15 protein-coding genes, 1 tRNA gene and 3 pseudogenes are annotated in these 15,221 nt (G+C 65.0%); 6 read left to right on the forward strand and 13 right to left on the reverse strand.

From position 1 onward, the window contains the following. The first annotated feature begins 84 nt into the window (after positions 1–84). Positions 85–321 (forward strand): hypothetical protein, encoded by a 237-nt coding sequence (locus ADT71_RS20440; protein ID WP_132469074.1) that lies wholly within the window; start codon positions 85–87, stop codon positions 319–321. A 3-nt stretch (positions 322–324) separates the two neighbouring features. On the opposite strand, the gene ADT71_RS20445 is transcribed toward ADT71_RS20440, so the two are convergent. The 6 genes from ADT71_RS20445 to ADT71_RS20470 form a co-directional block, all read right to left on the reverse strand. Then, positions 325–654 (reverse strand): hypothetical protein, encoded by a 330-nt coding sequence (locus ADT71_RS20445; RefSeq protein ID WP_054439772.1) that lies wholly within the window; start codon positions 652–654, stop codon positions 325–327. Further along, on the reverse strand, positions 647–1,174 hold the full coding sequence (gene rimM, locus ADT71_RS20450; protein ID WP_054439774.1) for a ribosome maturation factor RimM: 528 nt from the start codon (positions 1,172–1,174) through the stop codon (positions 647–649). Before rimM ends, ADT71_RS20445 begins: the two co-directional genes overlap by 8 nt. 20 nt (positions 1,175–1,194) lie before the next feature. Next, positions 1,195–1,620, reverse strand: coding sequence for a 30S ribosomal protein S16 (gene rpsP / locus ADT71_RS20455; protein ID WP_054439775.1), 426 nt, complete (start codon positions 1,618–1,620; stop codon positions 1,195–1,197). 30 nt (positions 1,621–1,650) lie between these two features. Next, complete coding sequence (gene ffh, locus ADT71_RS20460) at positions 1,651–3,105, reverse strand: signal recognition particle protein (protein ID WP_054439777.1); 1,455 nt, start codon at positions 3,103–3,105, stop codon at positions 1,651–1,653. Positions 3,106–3,268: 163 nt separating this feature from the next. After that, a tRNA-Ala gene (locus ADT71_RS20465) sits at positions 3,269–3,344 on the reverse strand. A 209-nt stretch (positions 3,345–3,553) separates the two neighbouring features. Next, the gene (locus tag ADT71_RS20470; RefSeq protein ID WP_054439779.1) at positions 3,554–3,874 is read right to left on the reverse strand and encodes a TIGR02300 family protein; all 321 of its coding nucleotides are present in this window, start codon (positions 3,872–3,874) and stop codon (positions 3,554–3,556) included. Between the two features lie 218 nt (positions 3,875–4,092). On the opposite strand from ADT71_RS20470, the pseudogene aroA reads away from it, so the two are divergent. The 5 genes and pseudogenes from aroA (at position 4,093) to gloB (ending at position 9,412) form a co-directional block, all read left to right on the forward strand. Continuing rightward, positions 4,093–5,416: pseudogene (aroA, locus tag ADT71_RS20475) on the forward strand (3-phosphoshikimate 1-carboxyvinyltransferase). A gap of 60 nt (positions 5,417–5,476) precedes the next feature. Next, on the forward strand, positions 5,477–5,770 hold the full coding sequence (locus ADT71_RS20480; protein WP_054439780.1) for a hypothetical protein: 294 nt from the start codon (positions 5,477–5,479) through the stop codon (positions 5,768–5,770). A gap of 27 nt (positions 5,771–5,797) precedes the next feature. Then, positions 5,798–6,427: a d(CMP) kinase gene (locus ADT71_RS20485; RefSeq protein ID WP_054439782.1), complete on the forward strand. Its 630-nt coding sequence runs from the start codon at positions 5,798–5,800 to the stop codon at positions 6,425–6,427. Between the two features lie 211 nt (positions 6,428–6,638). Further along, positions 6,639–8,353 (forward strand): annotated as a pseudogene (gene rpsA, locus ADT71_RS20490) (30S ribosomal protein S1). A gap of 288 nt (positions 8,354–8,641) precedes the next feature. Beyond that, positions 8,642–9,412, forward strand: coding sequence for a hydroxyacylglutathione hydrolase (gloB, locus tag ADT71_RS20495; RefSeq protein ID WP_054439783.1), 771 nt, complete (start codon positions 8,642–8,644; stop codon positions 9,410–9,412). 32 nt (positions 9,413–9,444) lie between these two features. Here the strand turns inward: gloB and purT are convergent. The 7 genes and pseudogenes from purT to ADT71_RS20530 all read right to left on the reverse strand — a co-directional run bounded on the left by purT (position 9,445) and on the right by ADT71_RS20530 (position 14,918). Next, a pseudogene (gene purT, locus ADT71_RS20500) lies at positions 9,445–10,610 on the reverse strand (formate-dependent phosphoribosylglycinamide formyltransferase). 64 nt (positions 10,611–10,674) lie between these two features. Then, positions 10,675–11,895 carry a magnesium transporter gene (gene mgtE / locus ADT71_RS20505; protein WP_156336712.1) on the reverse strand — a complete coding sequence of 407 codons (1,221 nt, stop codon included), beginning with the start codon at positions 11,893–11,895 and terminating at the stop codon, positions 10,675–10,677. 414 nt (positions 11,896–12,309) lie between these two features. After that, entirely contained in the window at positions 12,310–12,903 is a 594-nt protein-coding gene (locus ADT71_RS20510) for a hypothetical protein (RefSeq protein ID WP_082370470.1), read from the reverse strand. After that, on the reverse strand, positions 12,896–13,390 hold the full coding sequence (locus ADT71_RS20515) for an ATPase (RefSeq protein WP_054439784.1): 495 nt from the start codon (positions 13,388–13,390) through the stop codon (positions 12,896–12,898). The genes ADT71_RS20510 and ADT71_RS20515 overlap by 8 nt, the downstream gene beginning before the upstream one ends. A gap of 102 nt (positions 13,391–13,492) precedes the next feature. Further along, positions 13,493–13,717 (reverse strand): F0F1 ATP synthase subunit C, encoded by a 225-nt coding sequence (locus tag ADT71_RS20520; protein ID WP_054439786.1) that lies wholly within the window; start codon positions 13,715–13,717, stop codon positions 13,493–13,495. A 41-nt stretch (positions 13,718–13,758) separates the two neighbouring features. Continuing rightward, the gene (locus tag ADT71_RS20525) at positions 13,759–14,544 is read right to left on the reverse strand and encodes a F0F1 ATP synthase subunit A (protein ID WP_054439788.1); all 786 of its coding nucleotides are present in this window, start codon (positions 14,542–14,544) and stop codon (positions 13,759–13,761) included. A 53-nt stretch (positions 14,545–14,597) separates the two neighbouring features. Further along, complete coding sequence (locus ADT71_RS20530; protein ID WP_054439790.1) at positions 14,598–14,918, reverse strand: AtpZ/AtpI family protein; 321 nt, start codon at positions 14,916–14,918, stop codon at positions 14,598–14,600. Positions 14,919–15,221: the final 303 nt, after the last annotated feature.

Here is a 15,221-nt window from a genome sequence, read left to right on the forward strand (position 1 = left end):
GCCTTATACTCCATGCCAATCGTCTTGTTGGCGCTCCTGCTCCGGCAGGTTCATCTCACGGCCTTCGCAACAAGGATGCATGCCATGCAGGACGAACACTTCATGCGGCAGTGGAACCAGTGTCACACCCGCTTTTCGAACGATGTGAACGATGGCCTTGCAAGAGTGGCAGTGGGGATGAGCGGACGGCCCATGCCAAAAGCCGGGCTTATCGCCTTTGTGCTTATCGGCATGCTGGGCGCCACTGTCGCGGGCAGTTTCGCGCTCGGCAGCGCCGCGCCGACGACACAAGCCGGTCAGGCCGAACAGCCCGCGCCCTGACCGCTAGTCGAAAATGGCGGGAAGATGCGCCGCGCCCTCATGACGCCAGCGACGCGCCAGATAGAGGGTGGCGGGCAAGCAGACGCCGCTTCCGATGAAAAGTGCCGGAAGCAGCGACGCGAAAGCATGAAGCACGCCGGCCTGGAAAGCCTCCGGTTCGCCCAGAAGAGCCATGGCCCCGGCTACCACGACCGCACCCGCCAGAACGGCAACAGCCCCGCGCAGCAGGCCATGCATGCGCGGGGCTATCCGGCGTAGAAGCAGCAGGAGCACAACGCAGGGCAGATTGGCGATGATCGTTATCGCCGCCAGCCCCACGAGGATATCACTCATCCGCGAAGGCGGCGGCAATCACGATCCGCTCATGATCCCATTCGGGAACGGCGGTTTCGTTCATCGGCACCATGAAGCGGCGGCTTCTGGCGCTTTTGGCACCATCTTCGCCCTCGCCCACCGGACGCTCGATCTCGATCACATCGCCGGCACCGAAGTTGTCGATCGCGATGCAGATGCCAAGCTCCTCGCCCGCGTTCGAAACGGCGCGCAGGCCGAGCAGGTCGGCGTGGTAATACTCGCCCTCGCCCAGTTCCGGCATTTGCGAGCGCGGAACGGTGAGCGCGGTACCGCGCAGCTTTTCGGCGGCGTTGCGGTCGGTCACTTCCTCGAAGCGAGCGATCGCGCCGCCCTTGCCGTCGTCGCGCAGCTTGGCGAGCGTCAGGGTGGAATCGTTGAAGGCGCGGTAGCGCTTGAGCGCGGCCACGCCTTCACCGAACAGCTTGAGGCGAACCTCGCCCGTCACGCCGTGCGCGCCGGTAACGGCAGCAAGCGTGACGGGGCGGTCTTGACCAGCCATTGTGGATTCGAACCTGAAGCTTAGGCTTCGGTCGATTCCTCAGCAGCTGCTTCAGCCGGAGCTTCCTCGGCCGGAGCAGCAGCTGCGGCAGCAGCGGCTTCTTCAGCTTCGCGCAGCTTCTCGGCCTTTTCCTCGGCGCGGTCCTTGGCCTTCTTGCCCGGCTCAGCCTTGTTCGGGTTCACGGTGGCGGCGCGTTCCTTGATGCCGGCCTTGTCGAGCAGGCGGGCAACGCGGTCGGTCGGCTGTGCGCCAACGCCGAGCCAGTAGCGAACGCGGTCTTCGACCAGACGCACGCGGTTCTCGTCTTCCTTGGCGAGGACCGGGTTGTAGGTGCCGACCTGCTCAAGATACTTGCCGTCGCGCGGAGCGCGCGAGTTGGAGACGACGATCTTGTAGTAAGGACGCTTCTTCGCGCCACCGCGCGACAGACGGATCGAAACGGACATTGCTCTACCTTTCCTTCAAATCTTCAAAAATTACTTTTTCAGAAACTTGCCGAGATCGGGACCACCGGCGCCGAGGCCGGGAAGGCCCGCCGCGCCGGGACCGAGGCCCTGGCCGCCAAGGCCCGGCATGGCGGCATCGAGGCCGCCCTTTCCGAACATCGCGGCCAGCCCCTTGAGGCCGCCCATCTTCTTGATCTGCTTCATGGCCTTGGACATTTCCTGGTGCATCTTCAGGATCTTGTTCACATCCTGCACCTGGGTGCCCGAACCGTTGGCGACGCGGATCTTGCGCTTGGCATTGAGCAGCGCGGGGTTGGCGCGCTCCTTCTGCGTCATCGAACCGATGATCGCGTCCATGCGCAGCAACACGCGGTCGTCCATGCCCGAGGCCTGCATCACCGCCTTGGCCTTCTTCATGCCCGGCATCATGCCTGCCAGCGCGCCGAGGCCGCCCATCTTCTGCATCTGGCCAAGCTGCATGCGCAGGTCGTTCATGTCGAACTTCCCCTGCTCCATGCGCTTCGCCAGCGCTTCGGCGTCCTCGATCTTGACCGCTTCGGCGGCCTTCTCGACGATGGAGACGATGTCGCCCATGCCGAGGATGCGGTTGGCGACGCGGCTCGGGTGGAAGACCTCGAGGGCCTCCATCTTCTCGCCGGTGCCCGCGAACTTGATCGGCTTGCCGGTGACGGCCCGCATCGACAGCGCCGCACCACCGCGCGCATCACCATCCATGCGGGTGAGCACGACGCCGGTAAGATCGACTTCGCCGGAGAACGACTGCGCGACGTTGACCGCGTCCTGACCCGTCAGCGAGTCGACCACGAGCAGCGTTTCACGGGGGTTCGAGATGGCGGCAACCGCCTTCATCTCGTCCATGAGCTGCGTGTCGACATGCAGGCGGCCCGCGGTATCGAGCATCAGCACGTCGACAGCCTGCAGCTTGGCGGACTGCATCGCACGGGTGGCGATCTCGGTCGGCTGCTGGCCGGCGATGATCGGCAGGGTGGCGACGCCGACCTGCTCGCCAAGGACGCGAAGCTGTTCCTGCGCGGCCGGACGGTTGACGTCCAGCGAGGCCATCAGAACCTTCTTGCCCTGCTTCTCGCGGAGGAGGCGGGCGATCTTGGCGGTGCTGGTGGTCTTGCCCGAGCCCTGAAGGCCGACCATCATGATGACGACGGGGGGCGCGGCATTGAGATCGAGTTCAGCGGTCTCTTCGCCGCCGAGCATCTCGATCAGGGCATCGTTGACGATCTTGACGACCTGCTGGCCCGGCGTGACCGAGCGCAGCACCGACTGGCCAACGGCCTTTTCGGTAACCTGGTCGATGAAGCGGCGCACGACGGGGAGCGCGACATCGGCTTCGAGCAGCGCGATGCGCACTTCGCGCATGGCATCGCGAACGTCCTGCTCCTTGAGCGCGCCGCGACCGCGCAGCTTGTCGAAAACGCCACCGAGACGATCCGAAAGGCTGTCGAACATGCCTAACTCCACTGTTGGCCGGCCAACGGGCCAGCCAGAACGCCAAAAACGCCGGTGGGCGAAACCTCGCTGACCGGCGTGACGGGACGTTATGCGAAAAACGCCGGCGGACGAAACCTCGTCAGCCAGCGTGTCGCGTTCCCGCGAAACTGCAATGATGAAATGGTGGAGCCTAGCGGGATCGAACCGCTGACCTCCTGCATGCCATGCAGGCGCTCTCCCAGCTGAGCTAAGGCCCCAATCATTTCAGCGGACCAGCCCGGGAGGTTCGGTCCGTTCCCCTGCATCGGCTTGCGCCTCCGCTTGGGAGGCGCCCTCTAGATTGGGTTCGCCGGGCTGACAAGAGGAAATTTTCACCGACCTGTCATTTTTCGGATCGGACCCGATAAAGAGAAAGGGCGCGACAGCCGAAGCTGCGCGCCCTTTCCTGAACCGATGCGTTCGAGACTTACTCGTCCCGGTCGCCGTCGTCGTCGCCCGCGCCGATGCCGAGATCGTCATCGCCGCCGAGATCGACGTCGTTGTCCGGCGAATCGCCGTCGTCGTCGATGTCCAGATCGTCTTCGGCGAGATCCGAATCCTCGGTCTCGACGACTTCCTTCTTCTGGATTTCCTCATAGGGAATCGGCTGCTTCGACTTCAGAACCGGTTCCGGCTGCCAGGAATTACCGCACTCGATGCAGGTAACCGGGTCATCCTTGCCCAGGTCGTAGAAGCGGGTGCCGCATTTCGGGCAGCCGTGCTTGGCGCCCCATTCAGGCTTTGCCATGAAATGTCCTCAATAATGGCCCGTCCGAAAGGCGCAGGCGTGAATTCCGTGTCTTGATGGGAGGGCCGGCGCAAATCAAGCATGCGGGATCAAGCGCGCGGGTCGCATCAGGGCGCGCGCCTTGCCATAGGCCGCACCCGCTGTCAAAAGCCCCGCGATTTTGCGCCCCTTCCAGCCTCGAAAGAAGCCTTGCCGTGAGCCACGACACCACCACCGCCATGCGCCCCCGCCGTTTCCTGCCCGCAGGACCGCTGAAAGGACGCATCCGCGTGCCGGGCGACAAAGTCGATCAGCCACCGCTCGATCATGCTGGGCGCACTGGCGGTGGGCGAAACCCGCGTGACCGGCCTGCTCGAAGGCGAGGACGTGCTGGCGACCGCCGCAGCCATGCGCGCGATGGGCGCCAGCGTGGAGCGCATCGGCGAAGGCGAGTGGCGGGTGAACGGCGTGGGCGTCGGCGCCCTGCTCCAGCCTGAAGGTCCGCTCGACATGGGCAATTCCGGCACCTCCACCCGCCTGCTGATGGGCCTCGTGGCCAGCCACCCGATCCATGTCAGCTTCACCGGCGATGCCTCGCTCTCCAAGCGCCCCATGGGCCGCGTGATCGATCCGCTCTCGGAAATGGGCGCGAGCTTCGAGGCGAGCGAAGGCGGCCGCCTGCCGCTGATCGTGCGCGGCGCCTCGCCCGCCGTGCCGATCACCTACCGCCTGCCGGTCGCCTCCGCCCAGGTAAAGAGCGCCGTGCTGCTGGCCGGCCTCAACACGCCGGGAATCACCACCGTGATCGAGCCGGTCCCCACGCGCGACCACTCCGAACGCATGCTCAAGGGCTTCGGCGCCGACCTCACCGTGACGGTGGAGGCCGACGGCACCCGCATCATCACGCTCAAGGGCGAGGCCGAACTCAAGCCGCAGGTCATCGACGTTCCGGGCGACCCTTCGTCCGCGGCGTTCTTCATCGTCGCCGCACTGGTGACGCCGGGCAGCGAGATCGTGATCGAGAACGTCGGCCTCAACCCCACCCGCGCCGGCCTTGTCGAAGTGCTGCGCCAGATGGGTGGCCAGATCGAATTCCTGGACGAGCGCGAAGTGGGCGGCGAACCGGTCGCGGACCTGCTGGTGAAGCACTCGGCCCTCAAGGGTATCGAAGTGGATCCCGCCGTCGCCCCCGCCATGATCGACGAGTTCCCGGTCCTCTTCGTAGCGGCCGCGCTGGCCGAGGGTGTTACCGTGACGAGCGGACTCGACGAACTGCGCGTGAAGGAATCGGACCGGCTCTCCGCCATGGCCGCCGCGCTCACGCTGGCTGGCGCCGGGATCGAGGAGCGCGAGGACGGCCTCGTCATCACCGGCACCGGCGGCGCGCCCCTGCCCGGCACCACGGGCGATGCCCGGGTCACGACGCATCTCGACCATCGCATCGCCATGTCCATGGCGATCGCGGGCCTCGGCAGCCGGGACGGCGTCGAAGTCGACGACACCCGCCCGATCGCCACCAGCTTCCCCAATTTCGAGGAACTTCTGGCAACGCTCGCCGGATAAGCGCATTTGGCTAAAGGAGGCGGCGCGACGCCGCCTTCCGCCATTCGGCCGGGAGCCTGCATGATCCTCGAACTGCCGGAAACGCTCAGCAACGTCCTCGGCTTCCTGGGAACGGCCTGCTGCATTCTCGCCTATGCCTACGTCACTTATGAGGACAGGCCGAACCGCTACCTCCAGCACGGGCTCAACCTTGCCGGCGCGGTGCTGCTGCTGATCTCGCTGATGGTGAACGTGAACCTGCCCTCGATCGCGATGGAATCGCTCTGGGCGGTGATCGCCGGATGCGGCCTCCTGAAGGCTCTGCTGTCACGCCGCAAGCGGTTGCGCCCGTCGGACGACACGACCTTGCACTGATCCCTGCCAGCGGCCATGAAGCCAGCCATGATCATCGCCGTAGACGGACCCACCGCCTCGGGCAAAGGCACTATCGCCAAGGCCCTTTCCCGCCACTTCGGGCTGCCTCACCTCGATACCGGGCTGCTTTATCGGGCGGTGGGGCGGCAGTGCTTCCTCGATGGCGGCAATCCTGACGACCCGGCCGCCGCGCTTGCCGCCTGCACATTCGCCGACAGGCTGCTCGAAGACCCCGAACTGCGCTCCGAAGCCACCGGCGGGCTGGCAAGCCGCGTCTCGGTGCACCCCGCCGTGCGCCAGGCCCTTTTCGAACGCCAGCGCAGCTTCGCCACGCAGGCCGGCGGCGCCGTGCTTGACGGCCGCGACATCGGCACCGTGATCGCGCCGGAAGCGGGGGTGAAGCTCTTCGTCGTCGCGTCCGTCGCCGCCCGTGCCCAGCGCCGCTTCCTGGAGATGCAGGCGCAGGGCCGCACGGTCTCCCTTGAAGAGATCGAGGCCGATCTCGCCGCCCGCGACGAACGCGACCGCAACCGTAAGGACGCACCGCTTGTCGCCGCCGACGACGCCGTCGTTCTCGACACCTCGGAACTGGGCCGTGACGAGGCGATCGCCGCTGCCGTGGCCATCGCCGGGAAGGCCGCTGCGGTCCTTCCCTGAACGGCCCCATTCTCCTTGCATTTCGGCGCCAACGGCGTAGTGGCGCCGGTCTGGAGAGCCATGCGGCTCGAAGGACGCCACGGCCGGCATCCGGCCACCGTGGCAGTTCGGCCCTTTTGGCCCGTTTCGCCTGCATGGTGCGGCAAAGCGGAGGAAAGACCGGCGGAAACAACCGCCTGGCCGGGAAAATGTTGAACAGGAAAGACCTTTAATGGCTACTTCTGCCAATCCCACTCGCGATGATTTCGCGAAGATGCTTGACGATCAGCTCGGCGGCGTCGCCGATGACGGCTTCGAAGGCCGCGTCGTCAAGGGTACCGTCACCGCCATCGAAAACGACAAGGCCGTCATCGACGTGGGCCTGAAGAGCGAGGGCCGCGTTGCCCTGCGCGAATTCGCCCGCGGTGAAGACGACCACGGCCTCAAGGTCGGTGACGAAGTCGAAGTTTACGTCGACCGCGTCGAAAACGCCGACGGTGAAGCGATGCTGTCGCGCGACCGCGCACGCCGCGAAGCCGCCTGGGACAAGCTCGAAAACGAATTCGGTGAAGGCAAGCGCGTCGAAGGCGTGATCTTCGGCCGCGTCAAGGGCGGCTTCACCGTCGACCTCGACGGCGCCGTTGCCTTCCTTCCCGGCTCGCAGGTCGACATCCGCCCGGTGCGCGACGTCACCCCGCTCATGGACGTGCCGCAGCCCTTCCAGATCCTCAAGATGGACCGTCGCCGCGGCAACATCGTCGTGTCGCGCCGCGCCGTCCTCGAAGAAACGCGCGCCGAACAGCGCAGCGAGCTGATCGACAAGCTGAGCGAAGGCCAGGTCATCGAAGGCGTCGTCAAGAACATCACTGACTACGGTGCGTTCGTTGACCTCGGCGGCATCGACGGCCTGCTCCATGTCACAGACATGAGCTACAAGCGCGTCAACCACCCGAGCGAAGTGATCGCCATCGGCGACACCGTGAAGGTCCAGATCATCCGCATCAACCAGGACACCCAGCGCATCAGCCTCGGCATGAAGCAGCTGGAAAGCGATCCGTGGGAAGGCGCAGCCGTCAAGTACCCGGTCGGCGCCAAGCTGTCGGGCACTGTCACGAACATCACCGAATACGGTGCCTTCGTGGAACTGGAAGCCGGCATCGAGGGCCTCGTCCACGTTTCGGAAATGTCCTGGACCAAGAAGAACGTCCACCCCGGCAAGATCGTCTCGACCTCGCAGGAAGTCGAAGTGGTCGTTCTCGAAGTCGATTCGGACAAGCGCCGCATCTCGCTCGGCCTCAAGCAGGCTCAGCAGAACCCCTGGGAAGCCTTCGCCGAGAAGCACCCCGTCGGTTCGCAGGTTGAAGGCGAAGTCAAGAACGCCACTGAATTCGGCCTGTTCATCGGTCTCGACGGCGACGTCGACGGCATGGTTCACATGTCGGACATCGCCTGGGGCATCTCCGGCGAAGACGCGCTGGCTCTGCACCGCAAGGGCGAGCAGGTTTCGGCCGTGGTTCTCGACGTCGACGTGAGAAGGAACGCATCAGCCTCGGCATGAAGCAGCTTGAGCGCGGTGCTCCGGCAGCTGGCGGCGTTGCCGCAGCCGGCGGCGAAGGCGGCCTGCGTCGTGGCCAGGTCACCACCGTGACCGTCCTCGAAGTTCGCGACGGCGGTCTGGAAGTCCAGGCTGGCGACGATGGCGCCACCGGCTTCATCAAGCGTTCGGACCTCGGCCGCGATCGCGACGAGCAGCGCCCCGACCGCTTCCAGGTCGGTCAGAAGCTCGACGCCATGGTCACCGGTTTCGACCGTTCCAAGAAGCCCAACTTCTCGGTCAAGGCCCGCCAGCTGGCCGAAGAGAAGGAAGCCGTGGAACAGTACGGTTCGTCGGACTCGGGCGCTTCGCTCGGCGACATCCTCGGCGAAGCCCTCAAGAACCGTTCGTAAGAACGTTCCGGGTTTCACCGCGAGGTGAATCAGTAAAGGCCCGTCCGGAGAAATCCGGGCGGGCTTTTGCTTTTGCGGGAACGTGATAGGCTCCGCGCATGGCGATACGAGACCTGCTGAAAACAGTCCTCGAACGTTGGGGCGTACCGATCGCCTAGGCCTTTCTGTTGGCGGCCACCTCGATCCTGGATTTCGCCGGCTCAGCCGGCACATGCGATACTTCGCAATGCGAAGGCGGCTTCCCGATCGCCGATTGAGCTCCTAAATCTCTCCCTGAGGAGAGACCCCATGCTCGAAGTCCACCAGTTTCCCTGTCTCAGCGACAATTACGGCTACCTGCTGCACGATCCGGCGAGCGGCGAAACCGCTTGCATCGATACCCCGGATGCCGACGAATATCTGCGCGAGGCCGCACACAGGGGCTGGCAGATCACCCAGATCTGGAACACCCACTGGCACCCCGATCACGCTGGCGGGAATGCGGCCATCAAGGCCGTCACCAACTGCACGATCACCGCGCCGCAGGGCGATGCCGCAAGGATCGACGGCGTGGACCGCACGGTGATGCAAGGCGACGTGGTTTCGCTGGGTGACTGGAAAGCCCAGGTTATCGACGTGGGCGGCCATACGCTGGGCCACTGCGCCTACTACATTCCCGGCGCGCAAATGGCTTTCGTCGGTGATTCGGTCTTTGCGCTGGGCTGCGGGCGCATGTTCGAAGGCGATCCGGCCCAGTTCTGGGCGAGCCTCCAGCGGATCAAGGCGCTTCCTGCGGGCACGATGCTCTACTGCGCGCACGAATATACCGCATCGAACGCCAGGTTCGCGCTTCACGCCGACCCCGACAATGCCGAGCTGGCAGCCTATGCCGACGATATCGCCCGCGCCCGGGCGGCCGGGCTGCCCACTGTTCCGGCCAAGCTGGGCCGCGAACTGCTCACCAACCCGTTCCTGCGCGCGGACGATCCGGCGCTGCAGGCGCGCTGGGCGCCGGAAGGGTCACATGGAGACGCGGTGGCTACATTCGCGGCCCTGCGGGAAGCCAAGAACAGCTTCTGAGGCGGCAGGGGAGCGGCTCCCCTGCCCTCCCCTTATTCGTAAACGATGCGCACTTTCGCGGCGGCTTCCGCCGCGATCCGGCGTGCGCTGTCCGTATCTCCGGCGAGCGCCAGCGTCGCGCCCATCCGGCGATAGGGCCGCGTCGTGGGCTTGGCGAAAAGGCGCAGGTCCACTTGGCCGCCCGGCGTCGCCAGCGCATCTGCCTGGCCTTCGTAAGCGAAGGAATCGGACACCCGGTCAGCCAGGATCACCGCCGAGGCGCTGGGCCCATGCAGGGTGATTTCCGGGATCGGCAGGCCGAGAATCGCGCGCGCGTGGAGGTCGAACTCGGAAAGGTTCTGCGAGATGAGCGTGACCATCCCGGTATCGTGCGGGCGCGGCGAGAGCTCGGAGAAGATCACATCCTCGCCCTTCACGAAGAACTCCACGCCGAAGATGCCGTAACCGCCAAGATCGTCCACGACCTTGCGCGCCATGTCCTGTGCATCGGCGATGGCGGAAGGCGCCATCGGCGTCGGCTGCCAGGATTCCTGGTAATCGCCGCGCTCCTGTCGGTGGCCGATCGGCGGGCAGAACGTGACGCCCTCGCGGCTGCGCACGGTCAGGAGGGTGATCTCGTAATCGAAATCGACGAACTCCTCCACGATCACGCGCGCACGGTCACCGCGCATGTTGGACACGGCGTAGTCCCACGCCTTCTCCAGATCGGCGGCCTCGCGCACCGTGCTCTGGCCCTTGCCCGATGACGACATGACCGGCTTGATGACGCAAGGAAGACCCGTGTGCGCGGCGCCGGCCATGACCTCATCCAGGTTCTCGGCATAGCGATAGCGCGAAGTCCGCAGGCCGAGTTCCGTCGCCGCCACTTCGCGGATACGGTCGCGGTTCATCGTCATCTGGGTCGCGCGCGCGGACGGCACGACGCAGAAACCCTCGGCCTCCACTTCCGCCAGCACCTCGGTGCGGATCGCCTCAACCTCGGGGACGATGAAATCGGGCCGGTGCTTCTCGATGGCGGCACGCAGCGCTCGCCATCGAGCATGGAGAACACCTCGAACTGGTCCGCCACCTGCATGGCAGGCGCGCCCTCATAAGCGTCGCAGGCCACGACCTGACAGCCGAGCCGCTTGGCCGAGATCACGAATTCGCGGCCCAGTTCGCCCGAGCCGAGCAACAGGATCTTCGCGGTGAATGCCATGGGGGCCGTCCTTTCGTCTGGTGTCCGGCGACAAGGGATGGGTCGCCAATTCGATCATCCGGGCCTAGAGCAGCGTACCGGATAGAATGGCAAGCGCGATGGTGAAATAGATCACCAGCCCCGTGACATCCACGAGCGTCGCGACGAACGGGGCCGATGCACTGGCCGGATCGAAGCCCAGCTTCTGGAGCAGGAACGGCAGCATCGAGCCCGCCAGCGAACCGAACGTCACGATCCCTACAAGACCTGCCGAAACAGTGGTCGCGATCAGGATCCAGTGGCTGCCGTAATCATAGAAGCCCAGCGCCTGCCACGCGGCGATGCGCACGAAGCCCACCGTACCGAGGATGGCGCCCAGCACCATGCCCGCCGGCAGTTCGCGCAGCGCCACGCGCCACCAGTCGCGCAGGCGCACCTGGCCGACCGCAAGCGCCCGGATGATGAGCGAGGTCGCCTGGCTGCCGCTGTTGCCGCCCGAACTCATGATCAGCGGGATGAACAGCGTCAGCACCACTGCACGGGCCAGTTCGTTCTCGAAATGCTGCATGGCACTGGCGGTGAGCATTTCCGAAACGAACAGCACGCTGAGCCAGCCCGCGCGTTTGCGGATCATCTCGAAGAAGCCGGTTTCGAGATAGGGACGGTCGAACGCCTCCAGTCCGCCGAACTTCTGGACGTCCTCGGTATGCTCGGCCACCAGCGCGTCAAGCACGTCATCCACGGTGACGATCCCGAGGGGCCGCCCCTCGTCGTCCACCACCGGCAGTGCAAGAAGATCGTGACGCCGGATGAGGTGAGCCACCTCCTCGCGGTCGGTGCCGGGCGTCACCGTTACCGGCTCCCGGTCCCGGGCAAGGTCGATCGCCGGCGAATCGGGCTGTGCGGCGATCAGGCGGCGCAGCGAGATCGTGGCATCGAGGCGGCCCCGCTCGTCGAGAAGGAACACCGAATAGACCGTCTCGCGGCTGCGCTCCACCGTACGGATGAGATCGAGAACTTCAGCCACGCTGGCGGAAATCCGTGCGGCGACGAACTCCGTCGTCATCATGCCGCCGGCGCTGTCTTCCGGCCATGCCAGCAGGCTGCGCAGCGAAGTGCGCACTTCGGGAGCAAGGGCACCGAGGAGCTGGCCAGCCACGGCTTCGTCCATTTCGGCAAGCACGTCGGCGGCCCGGTCTTCCGCCATCTGCGCAAGAAGCTGGACGGCGCGCGGCTGCGGCAGCAAGGCCAAGACATCGGGAGCCGCCGAGAATTCGGGCCGGTCAAGCACGGCCACGGCGCGCACGTCGCCATGCGGCCGAGCTTGGCGGCAGCGGCCTGCGGCGCCAGCGCCTGAAGCATCTCGACGATATCGGCAATATAGAGCCCGCTCTTGGCGGGACGGGCACCGGCCGTCACGCCGGCGAAGAGGTCGTTCACCATCATCACACCTTTCGTCCGCACGACCCGGGCGGACGACGGCCAGCGAGAACTAGCGGACGACCTCCGGGCGTGCGGTCCTACTGGAACTGTCGCTTGACATGTCCTCGCTTCCTGAAACACCGCAGCAACATGGGCTGCGCGGGCGTCGCTCTGATCCCAAACGCAGCGCCCGTCAACTCCCGATCACGCTCCCGCCGGACATGACCGGACGCGGGACACAAAAAAGCCCCCGTGCAGCGCACGGAGGCCTTTTGCTTCGCAGCCGATCCGGAAAAGATCAGATTCCGGCGATTGCCTGATCGACCAGCGCCTTGTCGGCATCCGCCGAATGGTTGGTCTTGATAAGGCCCCGCGCTGCCGCGGCAGCGGCGGCAGCGGCTTGCTGGCGCAGTTCGGTGACGGCGGCACGTTCGACGGCGCCGATCTTGTCCTGGGCCATCTTCTCGCGGCGGGCGATGACATCGGTCGTATCGGCCTGAGCCTTGGCGACGATGGTTTCCGCTTCGTGACGGGCATGGTCGAGCATGGCCGCGGCGTCCTTTTCGGCGCTCGCGATCTTGTCGGCATATTCCTTGCGCAGCGCTTCCGCTTCGGCGCGCAGAGTCGTGGCTTCGGCAAGCTGCGCCTTGATCTCGGCAATCTTGCTGTCGAGACCGCCGGAGATCATCTTCGGCAGCCCTTTCCAGAGCATGATCGCGATGAGCACCAGCATCGAGGCGCTGACGACCGCAACCGGCGGGGCGACACCCAGCAGCAGCGGTTCAGCATGATGCTCCACGCCGGCCTGGGTTCCTGCCATCTCGGCGCCTTCGTGGGACGTACCCTCGGCGACGACGGTGTCCGTGGTGGACAGCTCAGTGTTCTCAGCCATGGACCAGGTTCTCCTTAACGGCGGAACGAACCGCACCGTCGTCAAGAGTCAGGCCGGCAATGCGGCTGACGATCTCGCGTGCGGCGTCGGCGGCGACGTCCTCGATCTCGGCGGCGGCCGAACGGCGTGCCTGCGAGATACGGGTTTCGGCTTCGGCGAGCGTGGCGTCGATTGCCACCTGCGCGGTCGCGAGGCGCTCGGTCGTGACGGCAGCGGCCTTGGCGCGGGCTTCCGCGATAAGGGCCTGCGCCTCGGCGCGGTTAGCGTTCTCACGCGTGCGCCAAGCTTCCTCTTCCGCATCGGCCGATGCGCGGAAGCGCTCGGCGGCGGCGAGGTCGTCGGCAATCTGCTTGTCGCGCTGCGCGACCGTATCCATGACCTTGGGAACCATTCCCCGTCCAACGACGAAGAACGTGAAGCCGAAGAAGATCAGCATCCAGAAGATCTGGCTGGAATAAGTCGCGGCTAGCTGTGCGATCTGAGGCATGGGTCCGCCCTGTCTCGAAGTGGCCGATAGAATTCTTGCATCCGGTGATCCGGCCGCCTCACCAAAGGGTTCGGGCAGCCGGACCGGATCAGTGGCGCGCGATCAGGCGAAGATCAGCAGCGCGGCAACGACGAACGACAGCAGACCGAGAAGTTCGGCACCGGCGAAGCCGATGAAGAGACGGCCCTGCTGGGCATCAGCGGCGCCCGGATTGCGCAGCGCGCCTTCGAGGAACTTCGCGAAAACGCTACCCACGCCGATCGAGGCGAGGCCGCAACCGATTGCGGCGAAACCAGCACCAAGCAGCTTTGCAGCTTCTGCGTCCATTTCAAAAACTCCCTTTGGAAAACTCGAGTGAGACTGAAAAATCAGTGAAGATTCTCGGCGTCGTTGAGATAGACGCAAGTGAGAAGAGCGAAAACATAGGCCTGGATACCGGCAACCAGCAGCTCGAGAGCGCAGATGCCGACCATCAGGATGAAGCTGGGCAGCCCGGCGATGGCGAAGAGGCCGATACCGGCATTGCCCGAGCTGATGACGAAGCTCGAAAGAACCTCAAGAAGGACGTGGCCGGCCATCATCGCGACGAAAAGACGCAGGCCGAGGCTGAACGGGCGCACCAGGAAGGAGATCAGTTCCACGCAGAAGATCAGCGGGATCATGATCACCGGAGTGCCGTGCGGCACGAACAGCGAGAAGAAGTGCAGCTTGTGCTTCGCGAAACCGACGATGATGACGATCGCGAAGGAAAGCACCGCAAGAACGCCCGTGGCCGAGAAGTGGCTGGTGAACGTGAAGGCATGGAGACCGATCACGCCCAGCGGCAGCAGGCCGAGGAAGTTCGCGAAGAGAATGAACATGAACAGCGAGAAGATGTACGGAACGTACTTCTTGCCGCCGGGGCCGACGTTCGCAGCCAGCATGCCGTCGATGAAGCCGGTGAAGGTTTCCACCGCCATCTGCCAACGACCGGGCACGAGCTGGCGCTTCATGCCGCCCGCAACGAAGAACGCCAGCGTGACGGCGGCAATCGCCATCCACAGCGTGCTGTTGGTGAAGGCGATGTTGTAACCGGCGATGCTCCAGCCTTCCGAGCCGAACAACGGCTGGATGCTGAACTGGTGCATCGGATCGACCTTCGCTTCGGCTGCCACGCGAATATCCCTGTCGCCAATGAACGACAGCGCCCTAATCCACCCCCCTTGGGTCAATCCGGGCGCCGGTTCGAATTCCTGATAATATTCCTGAAGGCAACGAATATTCCGAGGAACATCATTACCATCAGACCCCAGGGCGATGTTCCGGCAAAGTGATCAATCACCCAGCCAAGAAACAGACCACCGGCAACCCCACCGAGCAAGTCGGCCAGAACGCGGTTTCCGGCACGATAGGCATCGTCCGTTTCCGCGCCCGCGACCGGCTTCTGACGCTTCGCCTCCCGCTCACGAAGGGCTTTGAGCCGATCGTCCAGCGAATCGAGGCGCGCATCCTCGCCGACAGGTTCCCGTGCGGACGGCTCGTCGTTCATGTCAGGCTCCTCCTCTCAAACGAATAGGAACGTAATGACGCGTTCAACGGCTGCCCGCCGAGGGCGCCGCCCCCTTAGGGTGGGGCTATTCTTGAGTCAACCATGGCACGAGGCGCGCGGCAACAGTTGTTCACACGCGACGGCGTGTGTCCAAGTGTCGATCAGGCTGCGGAAGTGGTGCCTTGCGGACAATACCGCAAGGACGATGCCGAAGAAAATCCTCAAGAACGCGCCGAACGTCCGCCGGGATATTCAGCTCGGGAGGAAGCCCGGCCGCTCGCCTTCGCGAACGCGGCGCTCTTC

This window comes from Novosphingobium sp. ST904 (assembly GCF_001298105.1).
GTDB lineage: Bacteria > Pseudomonadota > Alphaproteobacteria > Sphingomonadales > Sphingomonadaceae > Novosphingobium.

Excerpts from the sequence above, each read along its gene's own strand:
- ADT71_RS20440 (WP_132469074.1), top strand. The coding sequence starts at position 85 with ATGCAGGACGAACACTTCATGCGGCAGTGGAACCAGTGTCACACCCGC.
- ADT71_RS20445 (WP_054439772.1), bottom strand. The coding sequence starts at position 654 with ATGAGTGATATCCTCGTGGGGCTGGCGGCGATAACGATCATCGCCAAT.
- rimM (WP_054439774.1), bottom strand. The coding sequence starts at position 1,174 with ATGGCTGGTCAAGACCGCCCCGTCACGCTTGCTGCCGTTACCGGCGCG.
- rpsP (WP_054439775.1), bottom strand. The coding sequence starts at position 1,620 with ATGTCCGTTTCGATCCGTCTGTCGCGCGGTGGCGCGAAGAAGCGTCCT.
- ffh (WP_054439777.1), bottom strand. The coding sequence starts at position 3,105 with ATGTTCGACAGCCTTTCGGATCGTCTCGGTGGCGTTTTCGACAAGCTG.
- ADT71_RS20470 (WP_054439779.1), bottom strand. The coding sequence starts at position 3,874 with ATGGCAAAGCCTGAATGGGGCGCCAAGCACGGCTGCCCGAAATGCGGC.
- ADT71_RS20480 (WP_054439780.1), top strand. The coding sequence starts at position 5,477 with ATGATCCTCGAACTGCCGGAAACGCTCAGCAACGTCCTCGGCTTCCTG.
- ADT71_RS20485 (WP_054439782.1), top strand. The coding sequence starts at position 5,798 with ATGATCATCGCCGTAGACGGACCCACCGCCTCGGGCAAAGGCACTATC.
- gloB (WP_054439783.1), top strand. The coding sequence starts at position 8,642 with ATGCTCGAAGTCCACCAGTTTCCCTGTCTCAGCGACAATTACGGCTAC.
- ADT71_RS20510 (WP_082370470.1), bottom strand. The coding sequence starts at position 12,903 with ATGGCTGAGAACACTGAGCTGTCCACCACGGACACCGTCGTCGCCGAG.
- ADT71_RS20515 (WP_054439784.1), bottom strand. The coding sequence starts at position 13,390 with ATGCCTCAGATCGCACAGCTAGCCGCGACTTATTCCAGCCAGATCTTC.
- ADT71_RS20520 (WP_054439786.1), bottom strand. The coding sequence starts at position 13,717 with ATGGACGCAGAAGCTGCAAAGCTGCTTGGTGCTGGTTTCGCCGCAATC.
- ADT71_RS20530 (WP_054439790.1), bottom strand. The coding sequence starts at position 14,918 with ATGAACGACGAGCCGTCCGCACGGGAACCTGTCGGCGAGGATGCGCGC.